This window comes from Undibacterium sp. GrIS 1.2 (assembly GCF_040544435.1).
Lineage (GTDB): Bacteria > Pseudomonadota > Gammaproteobacteria > Burkholderiales > Burkholderiaceae_D > Undibacterium.
In genome coordinates this window covers 24,758-45,728 of the sequence record NZ_JBEONP010000042.1, presented here as the reverse complement: position 1 = coordinate 45,728, position 20,971 = coordinate 24,758, and the positions used below count along the sequence as shown (strand labels likewise).

Genomic DNA, 20,971 nt, shown 5'->3' with positions numbered 1-20,971 from the left:
CACGCCATGATTGCCACTCTTTAAATTTATCCTGTTGCTATTGTCTCATTTGAGGTAAACACTCTGCTTGGCTTTTTATCGTGCAAAGATCTCTATTAAAATAAAAAAATGTATTTACCTCACTTTATGTAAATTAAGTTTTTATAAAAGTAAATGAACTAATTTTAAAAAATCCAGGCTACTTAGATTTTTTAATCCGTTTTTTCAGATTTTGGTTCAGTTGAGACAACAATCTGGCCGTAATTGCGTAGAAAAAAGAAGGGAATCTTGCGAAATAGCAAGATAAGGGAGACTGTTTTTTCCAACCAGAGATCCAGATTTGCAATCAGAGCGGAATATGTACACATCGTTAATGGCAAGTAATAATTAATACTCCTGACTAGTATATTTAATCCTCCATATAAAACTTGGACAATCAGCTATTTTTATAAAAATTAAAGGGGAGTATATGAAATACTCAACAGAAAACTGGCATAAATGAAGAGAAATAGTTCTTCATTTACGCCAGCAGTTTTTTCTATACGGATTGATTAGCTTGAATTAGATCGTGCCAACAACAAGTCTGAAAATATTTAAGCTACATCCAAACGCAGAGGCAAGCTACGAAGGCGCTTGCCTGTCAGTACAAATAAGGCATTAGCGACTGCCGGGGCAATCGGTGGTGTTCCTGGCTCGCCAATACCTTCTGGCGGATTGGCACTTTTGATAATAATTACGTGGATGTCTGGAGTTTCATTCATCCGTAAAACGGGGTAATCGTGGAAATTGGTTTGCTCCACCTGTCCGTTTTTAATCGTGATATCTCCGTACAAAGCTGCGGACAAACCAAAAATAATTGCCGACTCCATCTGCTGCGTAATGATATTTGGGTTAACAGCGATCCCGCAATCCACGGCGCAAGTGACTTTGTGTACGCGAAGCTGATTGTTCTCAATCGACACTTCGGCGACTTGTGCAACGATAGAACCAAATGATTGATGCAATGCCACGCCATGCGCCCGTCCCTCTGGAGCAGCACCAGCCTTACTCACTGCCGCCTCCAGTACGGCTAAATGTCTGGGATGCTGCGTCAACAATTCACGTCGGAAATCTATTGGAGTTTTATTGGCAGCGTGCGCCAACTCATCGATAAAACTCTCTTTAAAGAACGCATTGTGAGAATGTCCTACCGAGCGCCAATAGCCTAATGGTACTGGCGTCGGCACAATCACATGAGCGATCTTTTGGTGCGGAAATTCATACGGCATATCGAACTCACCTTCTGCCGTTGTTTTATCAGGACCACCTGCAGGCAAGCCAAATGTGCGTTGCATCACTTGATGTGTGACAGAACCAGAAGCAGATTTATTGTCATAGGCGGCAATTTTTCCACTTCCATCAACGACCGCTGCAAAGCGTGCAATTGCGGCCGGACGATACATATCGTGGGTAGTATCTTCCTCGCGGCTCCAGATCAATTGAACTGGCGCACCTTTCGTTTCTAAGGCGATTTTTACGGCTTGGATCACCATATCAACTTCTAGCCGGCGTCCAAAACCGCCACCCAAATAGGTCATATGCAGATGCACATTATCGGAAGAGATATTGGCGATCTTAGCTGCAACGCCAACGGCAATACTTGGAACCTGAGTCGATGCCCAGATTGTTAATTTTCCATCCTTAAACTGGGCGGTGCAATTCATCGGCTCCATCGTGGCATGCGCTAAAAACGGTGCACGATACTCTGCCTTAATCAACTGATCTTTGGCTGTCGCAGCAGCAAACCCAGACGCGGGATCACCAACTTTATAATAAGTAAAACCAGATTCGGTATCCAGTTGATTACTAAGTTCTTTAAATATGCCAGCACTAGACAAACCTGCATGTGCACCGGGAAGCCACTCTACCGGCAATGCCAGCAAGGCTTTTTTTGCCGACCAGTAATTTTTAGCCACCACAGCAATGCCAGCGACAATATGCTCTTGACCAGGACTGGAGAAGTCCACAACATGCATCACTCCAGGCATAGATTTCACCGCATCGGCATTGAAGTTTTTAATACTGCCGCCAATGGTCGGACTCATCTTTAGCGCGGCATAAAGCAAACCCGGCGGTCTTACATCAAGACCGAATACCGCACTACCATTGACCTTGGACGCTGAATCGGTACGCGCTTGTGGCGTTCCAATTACCTTAAAGTCTTGTGGATTTTTTAAGCGTATTTCGCCAGGCTCAGTTTGAGATGCCTTCTGCGCTAAATCGCCATAAGTGAGGCTTTTGCCTGATGAATGGATTACTTTGCCATCAGAGGTGTGACATCGCTCTGGTGGCACGGCCCATTCTTTTGCTGCTGCAGCTACAAGCATCGCGCGTGCGGTGGCACCTGCTTCACGCAATGGACCCCAAGAATCTTTGACACTCGATGATCCGCCTGTTAATTGCAAACCCAACTCGCGCGCAAACTTACCTGTCATCCATACCGCTGTCCGCTTTAATACGCCGGTGTCATCGGGATGAAATGGCAAACCATCGGCCATGACGACAACGTTTCCATAAATTTTATCGATGGGAGCGTACATCGTTTTGATGCTAGGCATGCCGATATCTAATTCTTCCGCAATTAACATCTGCAAAGCGGTATGAATACCCTGCCCCATCTCACTCTTATGCAAGGCAACCGTAACCGTACCATCTTTAGCAATCTTGATCCAACCATTCAAGCTTACTTCGTCATTCATCACAGGCAAAGCGCTGCTACCGTTTTGACGTTGCCGTGTCGGCATCACACCCCAACCAACCACAAGCGCACCAGTGACGCCCAAGCCGCCCAAGACAAAACGACGACGCGACTTGTTTTTGGGTGCTGCTGCAGTTATTGCTTTGGATGTTGATCCCAGCTCAGGCTTTGTCATTGCTATGTCTCCATAATTTGATTATGTTTTTTTGGAACTTACGCAAAATTATCTAAGCTGCGTTGCAGTTCCTATGTTGAAGTACTAAGTGAAGTCCCAAGTGAAGTACTAAGAACTAAATTACAGCCCTCGTCGCCACTCCTTGCTGAGGCGGTTTTTCGTAAGTTTTATTGTTGATTAAAGTTAGCACAGATAAAACACAGCGTTTATTTATTCCGCCGCGGATACCCCTCAGACAATATGCGGCTCCATACAATTTCTTTTTGCTCTTGTGACATGAAAACCCACTCAGCAACCTCTGCCACTGTGCGACCACAACCGCGACATACATCGTCAAATGTAGTGGAACATACTGCAACGCAAGGGGTATCAGGTCGTTCTTTATTTTCAAACATAATTATTGCCATTCAAAGTCAAACTTAGTGATTTTAGTCCGTCTACATATACAAGCATCATCCAACTGGTCATTTACCAGCAAGGACACAACAGTCAGAGCGTAATGTAAAGACTCGGTACTCGTTATTTATGACGAATAATAACGCGCTTTCTAAAATTGTCTTGTGGCACCTCGTCAATTCACTTACGATGCCTTACAGTCCATAGAACACCATCAAAGCACGCTAAAAAATTATGACCAAAGACTTTTTTCAATCTTTTATTTTACTGATACTGGTCACTGATCCGTTCGGTAACGTCCCAATTTTTGTCAGCGCACTGTCACATGTTTCGCCAGAGCGTCGCTGGCGTGTCGTAGTCAGAGAATGTGCGATTGCCTTTGCCCTGTTATTACTATTTATGTTTTTTGGTAAGCATTTTTTAACAGCGATGCAACTCTCGGATGTATCACTGCGTATCGGTGGCGGCGTAATTTTATTCTTGATCGCATTACGTATGGTGTTTCCGCAAGAAGGCGGTATTTTTGGCGATGTGGAAGACGATCACGAACCCTTCATTGTGCCGTTGGCTATTCCTGCATTAGCAGGTCCCTCTGCTCTAGCAACCGTATTATTATTTTCGTCCGATAGCAAAATGGACGTCGCCGTACATCTAGCGGCACTCACCGCAGTAGCCATAGTCTGGCTCATTGTTTTACTCAGTGCAGAACAGATGCAACGGGTATTAGGCAAGCGTGTAATGACAGCGTTTGAACGTTTGATGGGATTGATATTGACAGCAATGTCAGTAGAGATGCTGCTAGCAGGAATACGCGATTATCTGAAAACTTTATCTTGACGCACAAGATTCAAAGTCAAGATTAAAGGCAGAGATGAGCGTGGAAATTAAACGTAAAATAAAATCCGACAACTCAAAATACAAACTCAGCAGATGAAGGTATCAGAGCTAAATTATGTGCAGAATAGCGCAATTGCAACTCTGCATTTTGCGCGAGACCTTGCTCTACATTTTGCGCAAATAACTTATTATTAAAAGTAAAGTAACCGAGCAAAAACAGCAGCAAAGCGATAGCGAACTGTTTGAAAAATCGTCGATTCATATTGTCATCCTTACCTACTCAATTAACTACCTACTTAGTTATCTAGTATCTAAAATAATTAGGCATCTATCGGGTATTGATGCCTAAATTGATACCAGCTAATCCGTACTACATTAAGTTGCGCGACGATCCAACATTGCCCTTGCAATCGTCCCGGCATCTACATATTCAAGCTCACCACCAACTGGCACTCCCCGGGCAAGACGGCTAGCTTTTAATCCACGTGATTTTAAAGTCTCGCCAATATAATGCGCAGTTGCCTCGCCCTCATTGGTGAAGTTGGTCGCTAACACGACCTCAACCACAATGCCATCTGTCGCACGGACGACTAGTTTTTCCAGATGAATATCTTTTGGCCCGACACCATCCAGCGGAGACAAACGCCCCATTAATACAAAGTACATGCCTTTGTATGTCATGGTCTGCTCAATCATCATTTGATCTGACGGCGTTTCTACTACGCAAAGTAAAGAGGCATCGCGCTCAGGATCAAGACAAGTCTCACAAACATCACTCTCGGTAAAGGTATTACAAAGCTGGCAGTGTTTAATTTTCTCTACAGCCTGCATCAATGCTCTGCCCAATTGCGACGCACCGTCCCTGTCGTGTTGCAGCAAGTGATATGCCATACGTTGTGCAGACTTAGGGCCGACTCCGGGCAAGCGACGCAAAGCTTCTGCAAGAAATTCAAGACTGGTATGGGGTTTCACTTAGGGGGAATAGACCGTTAATAAATAAAGAACAGATAAAAAGCATAGCGCGAAAAAGCGAAGAGACGAATTTTCTGCATGAGGACGAACAAAAATACGGAGGCAAGATACCAAAACTTAACATTGCAAAGGGCTTTATACCCTCTGCAAAAACGTACTTAGAACGGCAGTTTAAAGCCTGGTGGCAATGGCATGCCAGATGTCAACGCAGACATTTTTTCAGCCGATGTGGCTTCTGCCTTGCGTACTGCGTCGTTAAAAGCAGCTGCAACCAAGTCTTCCAACATATCTTTATCGTCGGCCAGCAAAGACGGGTCTATCGTGACGCGTTTTACGTCATTTTTGCATGTCATCACTACTTTGACTAAACCTGCACCAGATTGCCCTTCTACCTCAACTAGCGCCAATTGGTCTTGCGCTTTTTTCATGTTGTCTTGCATGGCTTGCGCTTGCTTCATCAAGCCTGCGATTTGGTTTTTCATCATAAAAATCTCCTAAAACTTTTTCAATGGTGTTGATAAATGCTTGATTAATTTGTAGCTATTGGCCGAATCATTTTGTAAGAAATCAAACAGGTTTAATACTGCCAGTCACGATAGACGCGCCGAATTCTCGCATTAAAGACTGAATGAAGGAATCACTTTGTATCGATTTTTCTGCAAGCTGCTGACGCTCTGCGCGCTCAGCAACTGCCTGGGCGTTAGCGGTTTGCTCGACGGCACCGATTTTAGTCTCGACCTTAATTGTCTTTGCAAAACGCTCTGACAAAGCGAGCTCTAATTTTTCAACGCTGCCAGATGATAATAATGTTTGCAAAGGTACGCGCAAACTAAATACGAATGTATTACCGTTGATCTGGCAATCAATTAACTCACTTTGCTGCACTAATTGCTGTGCCACGCCACGCATCGGCAAACTGCTTGCCAGATTAGGCCAATGTCCATCCCAATTTAATTCTGGTATTGGTTTAATTTCTATAACGCGCGCTGCTATTTGTGGCGACTCCCCAAATGCTGCAGAGTCAGTTGGCGCTTCGCTAGTATTTGTAGTTTGCGCCGAAATTGATATGGTCGGCTGAGGAAGGTTAACGGGAGGTGCTGGGTTTTCTGACTTCACTTGCACGGCAACAATCGCAGCCTGATCAAACTGATCATCAAAAGCAGCGGACTGAAAATGTGACGGCAACTCATTAGAAGAGCTCGCTTCCATCATATCTTCGTCCCAAGGCGGCATGTCATCCATCCCGGCTGGCGCCGCTATTTTTGTCTGGCTTACGGGTGATGGGTGTCGCTCTTTTGTCGGAGAAACAACTTGCGTAGCGTTGGCAAATGACGCAACTGGGGCAGTTGGCCTAGCTGGTGCTGAACTTAAGACTAGCACCGTAACAGGTGCCGCTATCGGACGTGTTGCAGATATTTCAGCAACTGCTGCACGACTGGCAACTGAAGGCTTACGTAAACCAGCAGCAGCCAACGCAGCATCACGAGGCGATAAAACAGGGACTGCCACGGTTGCTGGTAGAACTACCGGCGCTACGATTGGAAGCGCTTCTCGTATTACTTCTGGAAGTATTTCCCCCACCTGCTGAGCAGTCGAAACAAGTTCAGTAACACGAGCTACCTGATTATCTTGAGCAGAAGATTCAACAACCGGCACGGCCATAACTGGCACAACGTGCGGTATCGCTACAGACATTGTTGGCGAGACTATTGCAGCGGAGCTTAAAGGCGGACTGGATGCTAGTTGCCCACTAATTAAACTAGCTGAATTTACTGATCTGACTGAATTTACTGGGCTTGCTACACTCGGCATAATTGGACGTTGAGGAACGCGGCCAGACGGCGCAGATCCACCTGGGCCACCAGCGGTGTTACCAGAAATTGCCGCACCACTATCAGACGGACGGAAGGCTAGTAAGCGTAGTAGCGTCATACTAAAACCAGCGTATTCATCCGGTGCTAACGGCAACTCATTACGACCATGTACCGCGATCTGGTAAAACAATTGAATCTCCTCTTTACCAAACAAGGCAGCGAGGCGAATAACATCGTCGCGCTCTGGCATGTCCTCAGGCACAGCATCCGGCACCATTTGTGCGATGGCGATCTGGTGCAGCAAACTACCTAAATCTTGCAAAGCTGATTTATAAGACAAGCTGCGTGCCGCCATTTCGTCAGCGACATCCAGCAAAGCTTTGCCCTCTTTCACAGCCAAGGCATCGAGTAAGCGGATCAGATACGACTGATCCAGTGCACCCAGCATACCTTGCACTGCCTCTAAGGTCACTTTGCCAGCTGCATACGCAATTGATTGATCTGTCAGCGATAAGGCATCGCGCATAGAACCATGTGCACCTTGTGCCAGCAAGCGAAGTGCCGGGACTTCAAATTCGATCTGCTCTTGGCCGAGAATATTTTCCAGGTGCGAAACAATATGACCAGGTGGCATCTGCTTCAAATTAAATTGCAGACAGCGCGACAATACCGTCACTGGGATTTTTTGTGGATCGGTGGTGGCGAGGATAAATTTGACATGCTCAGGCGGCTCTTCCAGCGTCTTTAACATGGAGTTAAACGCATGGTTAGTCAGCATGTGCACCTCATCGATCATATAGACCTTGAAGCGTGCATTCGATGGTGCGTAGACTGCCTGCTCCAGCAATGCTGCCATCTCATCCACGCCGCGATTAGAGGCCGCATCCATCTCGATATAATCAACAAAGCGTCCGGCATCAATCGCCACGCAGGCTTCGCACACACCACAAGGGTGCGAGGTGATGCCGCCGTTACCATCGGTACCGATGCAATTAAAGGATTTAGCCAGTATGCGTGAGAGCGTCGTTTTACCGACACCACGAGTCCCTGTGAATAAATACGCGTGATGCAGCCTTTGCTGCTCCAGCGCATGAGATAAGGCACGAACCACGTGCTCCTGCCCAACCAGCGTTTCAAAGCTTTTGGGACGATATTTTCTGGCGAGAACTTGATATGACATGACGGGATTTTACCTTATCCGACTCTGTTTTGACGTAGTGCAGACAAAGATCATTGATTAAAAATAATGGAGATAGCAAACGGTTAATTCTCTGCCGTCAAGAAGATGAAATATCTAAAAACACTGATTAGACTACTCAGGGCGATCCGGCAGCTTTTCAGATATGTCTTACAAACATTTGCTTAAGCCTAATAATTGTACTATAACGATAACATTTCAAAATAGATAACAAATGAAAGCCTGCCAGTCATGATGCATGACTGAGTTCACCGATGTTAGCTAGAAAAATACGTCAACGTTCTCACAAATTACGCAGAGGCGTTACCAAAAACTAAGGATGGTATGAGCAATCCAAACGCCCCTTTTTACCCGATCATCTATGTGCGTGGCTATGCAATGACGCCAGCGGAAATTGATGAAACTAGCGTCGACCCGTTTTGCGGCTTTAATCTTGGCTCCACCGTGTATCGCGCAGTGCCGGACAAAACGCGGCAACCGCGTAAATATATTTTTGAATCACCCGTGATCCGGCTCGCCTCCGACTTTGACTATCGCGATGTGTACGAAGATGGTTATGACATCCTCGATCCTGAGTGGGTCGCCGATCCAGACAATAAGCTAAGCAGCCGCTCCATCATCATCTATCGTTATTACGACGAAGCATCCCGCTTGCTGGGCATCGGAGAGACACCTGGCATCGAAGTATTCTCACAAAAATTAGCGGAACTCATTTTGCGTCTGCGAGATTTGGCCTGCGCCAATCCAGACAATCAAATCACGCCAGAAGATTTCCGCTGTTATTTAGTTGCTCACTCTATGGGTGGGCTGGTCTGTCGCGGCCTGTTACAAAACCCTGCAAATGACCCGAATAACGCCAAACAATATGTCGATAAATTCTTCACTTATGCTACACCCCATAACGGAATAGACATATTGGGAGCGAACATTCCCTCATGGCTAAGTGCATCGGACATGAATAATTTTAACCGTGAAAAAATGGCGGGCTATCTGGATTTGCAAGACACTTATGCCGCAACTGGCCGCGTCGATTGGTTGCCGGAAGATCGTTTTCCATCCGAAAAAGTATTTTGTATGGTCGGTAGTAACCGCACCGATTACGAAGTAGCGATGGGCCTATCCCGCACCTTTGCGGGTCATGGCAGCGATGGCTTAGTCCGTATTGATAATGCAATACTCCATGGCATCCATCAAGATGGCAGCGCCAGCACGCCATGTGCAAAAGGCTTTGCCTACCGTTCGCATTCCGGTTATTTTGGCATCGTTAATAGCGAAGAGTCGTATCAAAATTTAACCCGATTTTTATTTGGCGATGTGCGGGTAGATATCTGGGTCGATGTAGAAGAAGTCCGCTTACCTGATGAAGTACAAAAAGCGGTAGACGATGGCCGCACCGTCAACGCTTTATATCAATTTGAAATTCTGGCATCCCCTCGCGGCAAGCTCTGGTATCTGACGCGCCGTACCAGTGAAGAAGATTCTGTTGCCTGTATGAGCCAAGACGAATGGCATACCGATCCAGTCAAAAATGGTCCTCAATACTTGTCCACCGTTTTCCTAGCCAACCGCTCCCGCGTCAACAAACAACGCCGCTCCTTGGCGTATAGCGTAGCGCTGGGCGTGAGGGTGCCGGACTACGAAATCGACCGTAAATTATGGATTAATGAACATTACGAAGGTGGTTACTTATTCCGTAACGCCATCTTGTTAGAAATGGTGCCGCCAGCAAGCACGGACGAAGCTTGGACAATTCATTATGCATGGCAAAACCAAGGCACTGCCATCGCCGATCAAAAAATTGATACCGAGGGACTATGCGAAGGCAAGATCGAGGTCAGCATTCCATTTGACAGCGACACTACACCCGGCATGAGCGGCAACCTACGCTTTGTCGTCACAGCATGGAATGGCTGTGCATGAAGTATTACAACCGCAAACTAAGCCCATAAAAAAGCCACTCGGCTAGAGTGGCTTTTTTCATATTTCGATCAGCGCTAAAGAGTGCTAGAGCAAATAAAGCGCTACATTGCTTACAACGGACGCAAGTAAGCCAAAATCAATATACTCCCCTACTTTTTTCAAAAAAACAGCATATTGACCAAGGTTTACATGGACGATTTATATATACTAATAATGAGTATATTAAAACCATTAAAAAAAACAAATCTTTATTACTAGATTGTCAGCGCAAACCGCTCAGCTTTAGCAACGCAAGCTATCGAATTAACCTGAGCAATTAGCGCAGCTTATTTATAGATTCCGCAACCAATAAAAAAATCATCCACTTTTTCAACGTAGGTCGATTTATTTTCCAATGCCTTGGTGACTGGATTTGGCCACTGATAATCAACCCAGCCGCTACCTTTGCTCTTGATGATGGCAACCATTTCTTTGCCGACATAAACGTTACCGGCTTTGAGTTCCATTAAATTTTTACCGACCATTCTTGGGTTATTGCCATGCGCCAAATTGACCGCATTCATGTCATAAGCGATTAAATACAGATCCCGGTCATGGAACTCTTTGTTTGCCGGATTACTGAAATCGGCAAATGCTTTTTCTTTACCTTGCGCTTTAATTGCCGCAATGCCTTTTTTTACCATCGCAATGGCCTGGTCTGCTGTGCCGTGATCATCAGCAGCGAAAGCAACAGGTAATAAGCTAAAACTCAATATGCATGACATTAAAATTTTGCTAAGGTAGTTCATGGAAGTCCCCTCTATTTTTACAACGCAGATAAAAACAAAAAAGCCACCCAAATCAGAGTGGCTTGTAGATCTCGATGTTATTTATAAATACCGCAACCAACAAAATAATCGTCCACTTTCTCAACATAGGTCGATTTGTTTTCCAATACTTTAGTGACTGGATTTGGCCATTGATAATCTACCCAGCCACTTCCTTTTGTTTTGATCACAGCAATCATTTCTTTCACAACAAATTTATCGCCAGCCTTCAACTCGATTAGATTTTTACCCATCATTTTTGGGTTATTACCGTGCGATAAATTAATCCCGTTCAGGTCGTACACAATCAGATAAAGATCGCGATCGTGATAATCCGCATTGGCGGTATTGGCAAACTCTGCAAATGCTTTCTCTTTCCCCTGAGCCTTAATCGCCGCAATCCCTTTTTTTACCATCGCGATAGCCTGATCTTTGGTACCACGGTCATCGGCAGCAAACGCTGCGGGCAGAAAGCTAAGACTCAACACGCAGGACATTAGAAATTTACTAAAGACGCTCATTATTTATCTCCTCAATAGATCGATTGGGATGAATCAACAACTCTTGGAATGCAATTTTTAAAGCCTGTCGATATTTGATTTAAACACTGCACGCAAAGCTAAGCAGATTTTTTAAATCCGTTTTCAACATGCTGTTACCTAGAATAAATACAAACCTGTGCTAACGCAAGCAGATAAAGCGTGAATAATTTGAGGATGGATTTGTTCATTGACGCATTTGAAGATAACTCAAATACATCTAATGATGAGGCGATAAAACTTGAATGGAGAAGATCTTAGGAAGGAGGCGAGCCTGATCTGCGGCACTTACGGGAAATGACTGTGGCTGCTTCGTTCCCGACCTGACCAGATTGGCCACGCCGCAATGCGCAGGGGCCCGCCAGCGCATATTATAGCGTATGACCACTGGCTCGTGCTGGCATTTTTATCTGAAAAATTAATCCTGCCAAAACTAATCTATACCTGATCTAAGCCTACTCTATTCAGGTTTGGATTGGGCGTTAGTGCTGTATGGGTTCAGCATTAATCAATTCGTGACCCACTCACCCATCCTGAGTTTTAGCATGCTCTTCATCAAACACCTGCTTATTCCATCCCCATAAATTCTGTTTTCATCTTCACTCAGAGCTATTTCGTCGCTTTTTGATGGAATGCAATGACTAAGTCTTTTATTGTGCAAACTGCAAAAAATATAGCTCAGTGACGACATTAATAAAGGCATCAATAAAAACTTGATCGATGCAAAACATATTGTAATTTTGAAAATTACTGATCACAATCCAACAGCTTGCTTTTTTTGCACTGCACCGTATAAAACATCAGCACTTTAAAACACTTTTTAGGGAATGGTCATGGAACTACGCATACAGAATTTATCCAAGCAATATAGCAATGGTGTACAGGCACTTAATCATATTTCTTTGACGATTCCGGCTGGCATGTTTGGCTTACTCGGCCCCAACGGTGCGGGCAAATCTACTTTGATGCGTACATTGGCAACCTTGCAGGATGCTGATTCTGGTACTGCGCAGCTAGACACTATGGACATCAAGACACATAAAGATGACGTGCGTCGCGTACTCGGCTATTTGCCACAAGACTTTGGCTTGTATCCTAAAGTCAGCGCCTATGATTTATTGGATCACTTTGCGGTACTGAAAGGGCTTTCTAACGGTAAGCAACGCAAAGAAGTCGTAGAAGGTTTGCTACATCAAACTAATTTATTCGACGTAAAAAACAAACATGTCGGGGGGTTTTCCGGCGGTATGCGCCAACGTTTCGGGATTGCGCAAGCGCTACTTGGTAATCCAAAATTGATTATCGTCGATGAGCCAACGGCTGGCCTTGATCCAGAAGAACGCGTGCGTTTTCACAATCTGTTGTCTGACATTGGCAGTGACAAAATCGTCATTCTCTCTACCCATATCGTGGAAGACGTAGCAGATTTATGCAATCACATGGCTGTCATCAACAAAGGTGCTGTGATTTTGACGGGTCAGCCATTGGAATTGATTGATCAGATTCAAGGCAAAATTTGGAAACGTTTTATCGAGAAGAGTGAGCTGGCACACTTCCAACAACAATATCAGGTGATCTCTAGTCGCCTGACATCCGGCCGTACGCTTGTGCATGTGTATGCAGATAGCAATCCTGGCGACGGCTTTACCCAAGCGCAAGGCAATTTAGAGGACGTCTATTTCTCTGCGATGGCGAATCTCTTGCCGCAGCAGTTGCCACTGGGGCTGCAACAACATTCAGCACCTGCTGTGCAAGCCGCTTAAGGGAAAAATATGCTTCCTATTATCCTTCAACTCGCCTGTGGCGATTTCGCAGACAGTCACTTTCCTCGGTTATTTTGGTGTTGTGATTGTTGCTGCCATGATGGGCCGGGCGGTACAACAAGATACTGAACACAATATCTGGCATTTTTTCTATAGCTCACCAATCAGCAAATTTCAGTATTTGGGGGGACGCTATGTTGGTGCCCTGCTCACTCTGATTCTGATTTTTTCTAGTATCAGTCTGGGCGCATGGTTAGGTTGTTATTTACCGGGCCTGAGTAGAAACTTCCTTGGTCCGATGATTCCCGCGGCCTATGTTGCGCCATATCTGACTTCGTTAATCCCGAATCTGATGATCTTCGGCGCCTTGTTTTTTACGCTGGGTGCACTGTATCGTCGCATGTTGCCTGTGTATGTTTGTAGCGTAGTTTTACTCATCGGTTATCTGGTTGCTGGCACTTTAGCACGCGACGTTGATGACAGAACATTAGCCGCCCTGCTCGATCCGTTTGGCTCACGTGCAATCAGTCGCGTGACTGAATACTGGAGCATTACGGATAAGAACACCCGTATTGTGCCTATGCAAGGCCTGTTGTTATATAACCGCCTAATCTGGGGTGCCATCGGCTTATTAGCACTGGTGCTTTGTTATTGGCGTTTTGATTTTGCGGCAATCACCGCAGGAGGCAAACAAAAGAAAGAAGCGACTAAAAAAGCAGCCCCAGCAGTAGTTAACATTCCACTAGTAACGCCCAACTACAGCAGTTCAAATATCTTCTCTTTGTTTATCAGCCAATGCTGGCTTAACCTGCGCGAAACCGTTAAAAACGTTTATTTCATCGTCATTGCGTTAACCGGTGTGATGTTCATGTTTTCGCTCTCCAGCGCGCTGAGCAAAATGTATGGCACAACCACCTATCCTGTCGCCTATGCAGTACTGGATTTGCTCGGTGGCAGTTTTAGTCTATTCATGCTGATCATTACTACCTTCTACGCGGGCGAGCTGGTATGGCGCGAACGTGATGCCAGAATTGCGCAATTGCTGGATGCGTTACCAATACCGAATTGGGTACCATTGATGGCGAAGCTAGTTGCCTTAATCAGCCTGCAAGGCATCTTGTTATTCGTCTTAATGTTGTGCGGGATTGTGATTCAAACCTTTAAGGGATACACCCATTACGAGCTTGGTCAATATCTGCAACATCTGTTTCTAATGCAATGGCCCGGTTACGCCTTAATCGCCGTTCTGGCAATCTCTATCCAAGTGATATTGAATAACAAATACGTCGGTTATTTCGTCATGATCGCGTATTACATCGCCACGATCGCGGTACCTGCGCTGGGTCTTGAGCATCCTATGATCATGTACGCCGGTGGGCCGACACCACGTTATTCCGACATGAATGGCTACGGACATAACTTGCCGCAAGTGTTCTGGTATCAACTGTATTGGACTGGTGCCGCGCTGCTGCTATTGGGTTTGTCGATGTTGATGTCGGTACGCGGTACGGCTGGCGAATGGCGTCATCGCCTGGGTCAGGCGCGATTGAGTATGACGCCTGCGATCAGGTCTACCCTGATCGTCGGATGTCTAATGTTTGTTAGTGTCGGCGGCCTGTTGTTCTACTACACCAATATCGTCAATCATTACGAGAACAGTTTTGACCGGGAAGAAGACCGAGCTGAGTATGAAAAGCACTATAAACAATACGAAGCCATGCCGCAGCCCCGGATTACCGATATCAAAGTGGCAGTAGATATCTTCCCCGAGACACGCACTGCCCATGCCAAAGCCAGCTATCAACTCGTCAATAAAGGGACGACATCAATCAGCGAAATCTTTATTACACAAAATAAAGATATTCGAATGGATAAAGTCCATTTTGATCGTAACGCTGTATTAGCGATCCAAGACAAGACAGGTTTCTATAGCTATAAACTCACGCCCTCCTTAGAAGCTGGCGACAAACTCAATCTTGATTTTGAACTGGAGTTTGCTCCAAAAGGTGTGGCAGGCATGGGTAGCGAAAGCCAAATCCTGAACAACGGTAGCTTCTTTAACAGTAGCGCATTTCCACATATCGGGTACCAATCTGTAACAGAACTCAGTGATGATAAACAGCGCAAAAAACATGGCTTAACGGAAAAAGAAAGAATGCGCGAACGCGACGACCCCAAAGGTCTGGCGAATAGCTATATTTCTAACGATGCGGACTGGATACGCTTTGATGCAACGGTGTCTACCAGCGCAGATCAGATCGGCATTGCGCCTGGGCGACTCGATAACGAGTGGACGGAAAACGGCAGGCATTATTTCCACTACGCGCCGGACAAACCTATTCTGAATTTCTTCGCGTTCTTATCAGCACGTTATAACGTTAAGAAAGCACAATGGAATGATGTCGCGATTGAAATCGACTACCAAAAAGGTCATGAATACAATCTGGATCGCATGATCAAAGGTGTACAAGAGTCGCTGACGTATTACACCCAGAACTTCGGCCCTTATCAACATAAAATGGTTCGCATTGTCGAGTTCCCCCGTTTCGCCAGCTTCGCGCAAGCCTTCCCGAATACGATTCCATTTTCGGAAAGTATTGGTTTTATTGCCAAAGTAGATGACAAAGATCCCAAAGATCTGGACTATCCGTTTTATGTTACGGCACATGAAGTAGCACATCAGTGGTGGGCGCATCAGGTGGTATCGGGCAATACCAAAGGTGCGACGATACTGGTAGAAACCTTAGCGCAGTATTCTGCCCTGATGGTCATGGAAAAAACCTACGGTAAAGACAAAATGCGTAAGTTCCTCAAATACGAACTGGATCAGTATTTATTCGGTCGCGGACAAGAGCGTAAGAAGGAACTGCCAATTGCCTTTAACGAAAATCAAGGTTATATCCATTACTCAAAAGGTAGTCTGGTGATGTACTTGCTACAAAGCCAGATTGGTCAGGACAAAGTCAATGCTGCTTTACGCGATGTGCTGGCGCAATATGCCAACAAAGGCGCGCCCTACCCTAGTAGTAAAGTGCTAGTCGATGCACTGCGCAAGGTCACGCCAGAGGACAAACAAGCACTGATCACTGACCTGTTTGAGTCCATTATCCTATTTGAGAATCGCGCCTTGTCCGCCAGCGCCAAAGCAGTTGGCAACGGTCAGTATGAAGTGACGCTCAAGGCTAGTATGAACAAACTCAAAGCAGATGAGCTCGGCGCAGAAAAAGAAGTCCCGCTGCACGAATGGATAGATATCGGCGTCGACGACAAAGATGGCAAACCCTTGCTGCGTGAGCGTAAATTCATTGATCGTAAAGAGATGACATTTACGATGTTAGTCAAAGGTGAACCAGCTAAGGCCGGGATTGATCCAGACAATATGTATATCGACCGCAAACCCGAAGACAACTTGATTAAGGTGGAAATGGCGGCAAAGTAAGTAAGATAAATAAAGCAAAGAAATAACGCATCCAGATGTCCAGATAAGCGGATCGCAATACTCAGGGCGAACATGGCAAACATTTGCTGTGTTCGCTTTTTTATTTTAAGGTGATATTTTTATTTGATCTAAGTTAGCTGATTTAAAATAGATTGCTGATAGGCGGTTGGTAGGCGCTTGATAGTCGGGTAATAGGCGGCTAATAAGAAATTCACTGGCGACGTCAACCAGGAAGTTTTTAAGCAATAAAACACTAAGCCAAAGGGAAAGCGATCTTCAATGAATCCGCTTTAAAAATAATGCAAAACGATAACGCAATCAATCGGATATGGCAGGCGATTCTGACCGAGATCAGACAATTGCTGGTGTGGAATACGCCGAGCAGATCTTGGCATATTGCCTTCATCGTCTCGTTGTGCATGGGGATTCCCGTATTTGCCGGAGCCTATTTTGGAAAGCAAGATTACGGCATTCTGGTTGGCATGGGTACCCTGGTCATTTTGTATCTACCTAAAACATCTATTGCTCACCGCATGTTGACATTGGTGGCATGTTCATTCGGTTTTTCGGTCTGTTTTACCTTAGGTTTATGCGCCAGCTTTGATCCCTATGTATCAGTCGCTGTGATGACACTCACTGTTCTGTTGATCGACGTCATCTGCCGTTATTATTCTTTACCACCACCCGCCAGCTTCTTTTTTATTCTGATGATCGCAGTCGGAAGCACCATGCCGTTTAACCTTGCAGGTATACCGATGCGGGTAGGACTGATTTCGATCGGCGGCATGCTGGCTTGCTTAATCGCCTTTATTTATTCTTTAGCGATCGCCAACAAACCGATCAAACTCACACCAGTGCCGCCGGTAGACCGCGACATCTTTGCGATCGTGCTGGAATCTTTAGTCATTGCCAGCTTTGTCGGCGGATCGTTTTTACTCTCACGGCTGCTGCATTTAAATAATCCCTATTGGGTACCGGTATCCTGTGCAGCGATTATGCAAGGTGCTACCTTCCGCTTGATCTGGCATAAAAAAGTCCATCGTATTATCGGTACCGCATTGGGTATGGGGCTGACCTCAATAATTTTCTCATTGCCATTAAACGTCTGGACTTATGCCCTAGCCATCACGGTATTACAATTTATCGTTGAAATCCTCATCGTCAGGAATTACGGCGTCGCTGTTATTTTTATTACGCCACTGACCATGTTATTTGCAGAAGGGGCGTCTGTCAGAATCCCTCCCGATTCGCTGGTACTGACACGCTTATTCGATATTATTTTAGGTAGTCTGATCGGCGTTGCCGGCGGATGGGTCTTGCATCATCCTAAAATTTTGACGCATGTTGCTGGTAAAGTGAAATCAACAACACAGACGACAACACGAGCCAAAACTGACAAAGACCCAGAATAAAGAAGCGCGCATAAGAATAATCTAAGGAGACCAGCATGAATCAAAAATACAGTAGCTTCGCCGAATTTTATCCCTTCTATTTAAGTGAGCATCGCAATCGCCGCTGCCGCCAACTTCACTTTATCGGATCAACCCTGGTGTTGCTCTGTCTGGCAATGTTTATTGGCACCGGTGCCGGCGCATGGCTAATCGCCGCACCGCTAAGCGGTTACGGCTTTGCATGGGTTGGTCATTTTGGTTTTGAGAAAAACAGACCTGCCTCATTCAAACAACCGCTGTATTCCTTGATGGGCGATTGGATGATGTATTGGCAGTTATGGACTGGGAAGATTGGGTTTCAGACAGGTTGACTAATCGATCAAGGAAAATTTTAGTCGTCTGAAGCGCGCCGAAGTAAATACTCAATAAATTCAAAACGACTAATTTAAGACTGCTATGAGATCACATTGTCTTTCTAAGTTCAAATACGCATCCTGGTCGAGACTTAGTAAAACCTAAAGACTCATAAAAGATATGAGCCTCAACTCTATGAACTCCTGATCCAAGCCGCACCCGTGAGAAGCCGTTAGCGTATATCCAATCTGACGCGTAACGCACCATATGCCCACCAATTCCTTGCCTGTGAAATTCGTTCCTTACAACGAGTGTCAATATTTCGCCATAGCCATCACTATCAATGCGCCTGACGCCCGTAGCATGGCAAAATCCGACTACCTGACTATTCAATTCTGCGACAAAAACGCATTCACACGAACGAGCAAAAACGTCTTCAAATCTTCGTAATATAGTTTGCTCTGACGCCTCATAGTCCAACTCTGGCATCAGTAAAGAGATAGATGCCGCGTCACGCTCTTCCATCGACCGAATAATTAAATCATCCAAATACATCTAACCACTCTCTTGGGTTAATGTTTGCCAAACGGGATTTAGGCAACTAAGCTTGTCATCGCGGAACCAGAAAAGGCTACCATCAAAACTCATGCGACATACTGATATGCGGAATCCCCGCCTCTTCAAACACATCACCATCACGGCTGTAGCCATTACGGGCATAAAACGGTTCTGCTGAGGTTTGTGCATTGAGCTTGACTGCTTTGTCGCCACGGTTGCGTGCTTGCTGCATCAGGCTTTGTAAGATGGCAGCACCGACACCTAGTCCCCTCGCAGCGCTTCTGACTGCCATGCGTCCGATGTGGCCGTCGGGTAGCAAGCGTCCTGTACCTACCGCTGCACCTTGTGCGTCGTAGGCGACGGCATGCAAGCATTGCGCATCCATCTCGTCCCACTCCAATTCGACAGGAATATTCTGCTCAATGACGAAGACATCATAGCGAATTGCCTGTGCTTCTTTTTGTAGTTCTGCCCAAGAACCTAAGGTGACGCGCACTGCGTCAGTGTTTGCTGTTGTAGTCATAATATTGTTTCGGTATAGATTCTAGTGGCCTTGATTGTTCAACTAAAGATGGACTCTCACCACCATGATCAGCGGATCAAAAAATTCAAACTTTACCCTGATTAGCCTCAGGTTTACAAGTTTCTAATTCAGAAATGATCGCACGCCATTGCTCAGGTACGGCAACCCCTTTGCGCACAGCGGTGTCAGCATAGACATAGAATAATTCGCCAGAAATCAGATGCTGATCACCGATATAAATCTCCAGCACAAAACGCAGGGATGAATTGCCGATTGCCGCGCAGCGTACGCCAATCTCCAGCACATCATCAAATCTGGCGGGCGCCATATACTCGACCGTGGCTTTACGGGCAAATAGTTCTTTGCCCTGTTCCGCTTGCAAGGTGACATTGGGCAAGTTGGTTGCGCGCCAGTATTCAGTAAAAGCGACATCAAAATACGTCAGGTAGTGGCCGTTGAAGACGATGCCTTGCATATCGACTTCTGACCAGCGTACCCGTAACGAATGAAAAAAAGCAAAATCAGTACGTGCCATTTTATTGCTCTAAAAATCCACGGATCAATTGATTAATACGCGCAGGCTGTTCATGGATGACCCAATGACTACCTTCTGGGATGCGCACGACTTCTAAATCGTCGATAAAGTTCTCTAGCCCATCGAGCAGAGTCTTTGGTAAGGCCTTATCGGTCTCGCCCCAGATCACGCGGGTCGGCACTTTGATTTTGAAGTCGTCAGGATTGAGTTGCAGTTGTAATGGTCCTTTATTGCTGTCTGTCGGTGGGTGCAAAGGCGAGGCGCGGTAATAATTGACGCCGCCAGTCAAGCCACGTGACCAGCACTCGTGATATTTGGCGCGAGTCTCTGCATCAAACCAGCCCGTATTGGCTTGTCCCATTCCGTTAAAGAATCCTTCGATCAGCGCGAAATCATCTTTAGCTAGCGCTTTCTCTGAACCTTCTGCCCGCAACCAGTTCATGTATTCGCTAGCCGATTTTTGGGAGGGATCAGTGCTTAGCGCCTGCATAAACAAATACGGATGCGGTGAGTTAATGATGATCAGCTTATGCAACAACTGAGGGAAGGCAATCGCCAGATTCCAGCAGATCGCACCGCCCCAATCATGCGCGATGATGACAACTTTTTCGTAGCCCAGATGCGCAACCAATAAGCGCAAATCGTCGACAATATGACGCGCCTTGTACGCAGACAAATCAGCAGGCATATCCGACAAATTAAAACCTCGCAGGTCCGGTGCGACGGCAAAATAGTCCTGACCAAACTCGCCTAACTGCGCCGACCACTCGTACCAAAACTCAGGGAATCCGTGCACAAAAAGCAGCAAAGGCTTGCCCGCCTGGCCGGCGCTGGCGTAATGCAAACGAGTACCGTTGGACAGCGATGCGAATTGATTTGATTGTATGACTGCACTCATAATTTCACCACCATAAAATTGATTGGAGATTTGGGCAAGAAAGCAAAATATTTCATATACTCCCCATAAATTTAATGAAAATTGGCTTATTATCCATATAATCTATGGACAATCTAATATTACTGACTAGGAGTATA

General features: G+C 45.7%; 18 protein-coding genes and 1 other RNA gene. 6 read left to right on the top strand and 13 right to left on the bottom strand.

Annotated features, from left to right (window positions below; genetic code table 11):
• Nucleotides 1-572: 572 nt before the first annotated feature.
• On the bottom strand, nucleotides 573-2,891 hold the full coding sequence (locus tag AAKU61_RS16670; RefSeq protein ID WP_354334070.1) for a xanthine dehydrogenase family protein molybdopterin-binding subunit: 2,319 nt from the start codon (nucleotides 2,889-2,891) through the stop codon (nucleotides 573-575).
• Between the two features lie 206 nt (nucleotides 2,892-3,097).
• On the bottom strand, nucleotides 3,098-3,286 hold the full coding sequence (locus AAKU61_RS16665) for a DUF1289 domain-containing protein (RefSeq protein ID WP_354334068.1): 189 nt from the start codon (nucleotides 3,284-3,286) through the stop codon (nucleotides 3,098-3,100).
• 235 nt (nucleotides 3,287-3,521) lie between these two features.
• Between AAKU61_RS16665 and AAKU61_RS16660 the strand changes: the two genes are divergently transcribed.
• Nucleotides 3,522-4,124, top strand: coding sequence for a MarC family protein (locus tag AAKU61_RS16660; protein WP_322119113.1), 603 nt, complete (start codon nucleotides 3,522-3,524; stop codon nucleotides 4,122-4,124).
• A 73-nt stretch (nucleotides 4,125-4,197) separates the two neighbouring features.
• On the opposite strand, the gene AAKU61_RS16655 is transcribed toward AAKU61_RS16660, so the two are convergent.
• From AAKU61_RS16655 to AAKU61_RS16640, 4 genes are all read right to left on the bottom strand, one after another.
• The gene (locus AAKU61_RS16655) at nucleotides 4,198-4,386 is read right to left on the bottom strand and encodes a hypothetical protein (RefSeq protein ID WP_322119114.1); all 189 of its coding nucleotides are present in this window, start codon (nucleotides 4,384-4,386) and stop codon (nucleotides 4,198-4,200) included.
• Nucleotides 4,387-4,499: 113 nt separating this feature from the next.
• On the bottom strand, nucleotides 4,500-5,096 hold the full coding sequence (gene recR / locus AAKU61_RS16650) for a recombination mediator RecR (RefSeq protein ID WP_354334065.1): 597 nt from the start codon (nucleotides 5,094-5,096) through the stop codon (nucleotides 4,500-4,502).
• Between the two features lie 158 nt (nucleotides 5,097-5,254).
• Nucleotides 5,255-5,581 carry a YbaB/EbfC family nucleoid-associated protein gene (locus AAKU61_RS16645; protein WP_322119116.1) on the bottom strand — a complete coding sequence of 109 codons (327 nt, stop codon included), beginning with the start codon at nucleotides 5,579-5,581 and terminating at the stop codon, nucleotides 5,255-5,257.
• 82 nt (nucleotides 5,582-5,663) lie between these two features.
• A complete protein-coding gene (locus tag AAKU61_RS16640) occupies nucleotides 5,664-8,090 on the bottom strand; it encodes a DNA polymerase III subunit gamma/tau (protein ID WP_354334064.1) in 2,427 nt (808 codons plus the stop codon).
• Between the two features lie 342 nt (nucleotides 8,091-8,432).
• On the opposite strand from AAKU61_RS16640, the gene AAKU61_RS16635 reads away from it, so the two are divergent.
• Complete coding sequence (locus tag AAKU61_RS16635) at nucleotides 8,433-10,028, top strand: esterase/lipase family protein (protein WP_354334062.1); 1,596 nt, start codon at nucleotides 8,433-8,435, stop codon at nucleotides 10,026-10,028.
• Between the two features lie 326 nt (nucleotides 10,029-10,354).
• On the opposite strand, the gene AAKU61_RS16630 is transcribed toward AAKU61_RS16635, so the two are convergent.
• The 3 genes from AAKU61_RS16630 to ffs form a co-directional block, all read right to left on the bottom strand.
• The gene (locus AAKU61_RS16630; RefSeq protein WP_354334060.1) at nucleotides 10,355-10,816 is read right to left on the bottom strand and encodes a cache domain-containing protein; all 462 of its coding nucleotides are present in this window, start codon (nucleotides 10,814-10,816) and stop codon (nucleotides 10,355-10,357) included.
• Nucleotides 10,817-10,893: 77 nt separating this feature from the next.
• Nucleotides 10,894-11,355, bottom strand: coding sequence for a cache domain-containing protein (locus tag AAKU61_RS16625; RefSeq protein WP_354334058.1), 462 nt, complete (start codon nucleotides 11,353-11,355; stop codon nucleotides 10,894-10,896).
• A 282-nt stretch (nucleotides 11,356-11,637) separates the two neighbouring features.
• An RNA gene (gene ffs, locus AAKU61_RS16620) (signal recognition particle sRNA small type) lies at nucleotides 11,638-11,736 on the bottom strand.
• A 470-nt stretch (nucleotides 11,737-12,206) separates the two neighbouring features.
• On the opposite strand from ffs, the gene AAKU61_RS16615 reads away from it, so the two are divergent.
• The 4 genes from AAKU61_RS16615 to AAKU61_RS16600 all read left to right on the top strand — a co-directional run bounded on the left by AAKU61_RS16615 (nucleotide 12,207) and on the right by AAKU61_RS16600 (nucleotide 18,337).
• Nucleotides 12,207-13,136 carry an ABC transporter ATP-binding protein gene (locus tag AAKU61_RS16615; protein WP_354334056.1) on the top strand — a complete coding sequence of 310 codons (930 nt, stop codon included), beginning with the start codon at nucleotides 12,207-12,209 and terminating at the stop codon, nucleotides 13,134-13,136.
• A gap of 37 nt (nucleotides 13,137-13,173) precedes the next feature.
• Nucleotides 13,174-16,575 carry an ABC transporter permease/M1 family aminopeptidase gene (locus AAKU61_RS16610; RefSeq protein WP_354334054.1) on the top strand — a complete coding sequence of 1,134 codons (3,402 nt, stop codon included), beginning with the start codon at nucleotides 13,174-13,176 and terminating at the stop codon, nucleotides 16,573-16,575.
• Nucleotides 16,576-16,874: 299 nt separating this feature from the next.
• A complete protein-coding gene (locus AAKU61_RS16605; RefSeq protein WP_354334052.1) occupies nucleotides 16,875-17,987 on the top strand; it encodes an FUSC family protein in 1,113 nt (370 codons plus the stop codon).
• 35 nt (nucleotides 17,988-18,022) lie between these two features.
• Nucleotides 18,023-18,337 carry an Mpo1-like protein gene (locus tag AAKU61_RS16600; RefSeq protein ID WP_354334050.1) on the top strand — a complete coding sequence of 105 codons (315 nt, stop codon included), beginning with the start codon at nucleotides 18,023-18,025 and terminating at the stop codon, nucleotides 18,335-18,337.
• A gap of 91 nt (nucleotides 18,338-18,428) precedes the next feature.
• Here the strand turns inward: AAKU61_RS16600 and AAKU61_RS16595 are convergent, their stop codons facing one another.
• The 4 genes from AAKU61_RS16595 to AAKU61_RS16580 form a co-directional block, all read right to left on the bottom strand.
• The gene (locus AAKU61_RS16595) at nucleotides 18,429-18,875 is read right to left on the bottom strand and encodes a GNAT family N-acetyltransferase (protein ID WP_354334048.1); all 447 of its coding nucleotides are present in this window, start codon (nucleotides 18,873-18,875) and stop codon (nucleotides 18,429-18,431) included.
• A gap of 82 nt (nucleotides 18,876-18,957) precedes the next feature.
• Nucleotides 18,958-19,401 (bottom strand): GNAT family N-acetyltransferase, encoded by a 444-nt coding sequence (locus AAKU61_RS16590; RefSeq protein ID WP_354334047.1) that lies wholly within the window; start codon nucleotides 19,399-19,401, stop codon nucleotides 18,958-18,960.
• 85 nt (nucleotides 19,402-19,486) lie between these two features.
• Entirely contained in the window at nucleotides 19,487-19,936 is a 450-nt protein-coding gene (locus AAKU61_RS16585) for an acyl-CoA thioesterase (RefSeq protein ID WP_354334045.1), read from the bottom strand.
• 1 nt (nucleotide 19,937) lies between these two features.
• Nucleotides 19,938-20,834, bottom strand: coding sequence for an alpha/beta fold hydrolase (locus AAKU61_RS16580; RefSeq protein ID WP_354334043.1), 897 nt, complete (start codon nucleotides 20,832-20,834; stop codon nucleotides 19,938-19,940).
• Nucleotides 20,835-20,971 lie beyond the last annotated feature (137 nt).

Bases quoted from the DNA above. Each gene is read 5' to 3' on its own strand.
- AAKU61_RS16635 (WP_354334062.1), top strand. From the start codon at position 8,433: ATGAGCAATCCAAACGCCCCTTTTTACCCGATCATCTATGTGCGTGGC.
- AAKU61_RS16595 (WP_354334048.1), bottom strand. From the start codon at position 18,875: ATGTATTTGGATGATTTAATTATTCGGTCGATGGAAGAGCGTGACGCG.
- AAKU61_RS16645 (WP_322119116.1), bottom strand. From the start codon at position 5,581: ATGATGAAAAACCAAATCGCAGGCTTGATGAAGCAAGCGCAAGCCATG.
- AAKU61_RS16660 (WP_322119113.1), top strand. From the start codon at position 3,522: ATGACCAAAGACTTTTTTCAATCTTTTATTTTACTGATACTGGTCACT.
- AAKU61_RS16580 (WP_354334043.1), bottom strand. From the start codon at position 20,834: ATGAGTGCAGTCATACAATCAAATCAATTCGCATCGCTGTCCAACGGT.
- AAKU61_RS16590 (WP_354334047.1), bottom strand. From the start codon at position 19,401: ATGACTACAACAGCAAACACTGACGCAGTGCGCGTCACCTTAGGTTCT.
- AAKU61_RS16615 (WP_354334056.1), top strand. From the start codon at position 12,207: ATGGAACTACGCATACAGAATTTATCCAAGCAATATAGCAATGGTGTA.
- AAKU61_RS16605 (WP_354334052.1), top strand. From the start codon at position 16,875: ATGCAAAACGATAACGCAATCAATCGGATATGGCAGGCGATTCTGACC.
- AAKU61_RS16625 (WP_354334058.1), bottom strand. From the start codon at position 11,355: ATGAGCGTCTTTAGTAAATTTCTAATGTCCTGCGTGTTGAGTCTTAGC.
- AAKU61_RS16655 (WP_322119114.1), bottom strand. From the start codon at position 4,386: ATGAATCGACGATTTTTCAAACAGTTCGCTATCGCTTTGCTGCTGTTT.
- AAKU61_RS16670 (WP_354334070.1), bottom strand. From the start codon at position 2,891: ATGACAAAGCCTGAGCTGGGATCAACATCCAAAGCAATAACTGCAGCA.
- AAKU61_RS16640 (WP_354334064.1), bottom strand. From the start codon at position 8,090: ATGTCATATCAAGTTCTCGCCAGAAAATATCGTCCCAAAAGCTTTGAA.
- AAKU61_RS16665 (WP_354334068.1), bottom strand. From the start codon at position 3,286: ATGTTTGAAAATAAAGAACGACCTGATACCCCTTGCGTTGCAGTATGT.
- AAKU61_RS16630 (WP_354334060.1), bottom strand. From the start codon at position 10,816: ATGAACTACCTTAGCAAAATTTTAATGTCATGCATATTGAGTTTTAGC.
- AAKU61_RS16585 (WP_354334045.1), bottom strand. From the start codon at position 19,936: ATGGCACGTACTGATTTTGCTTTTTTTCATTCGTTACGGGTACGCTGG.
- AAKU61_RS16600 (WP_354334050.1), top strand. From the start codon at position 18,023: ATGAATCAAAAATACAGTAGCTTCGCCGAATTTTATCCCTTCTATTTA.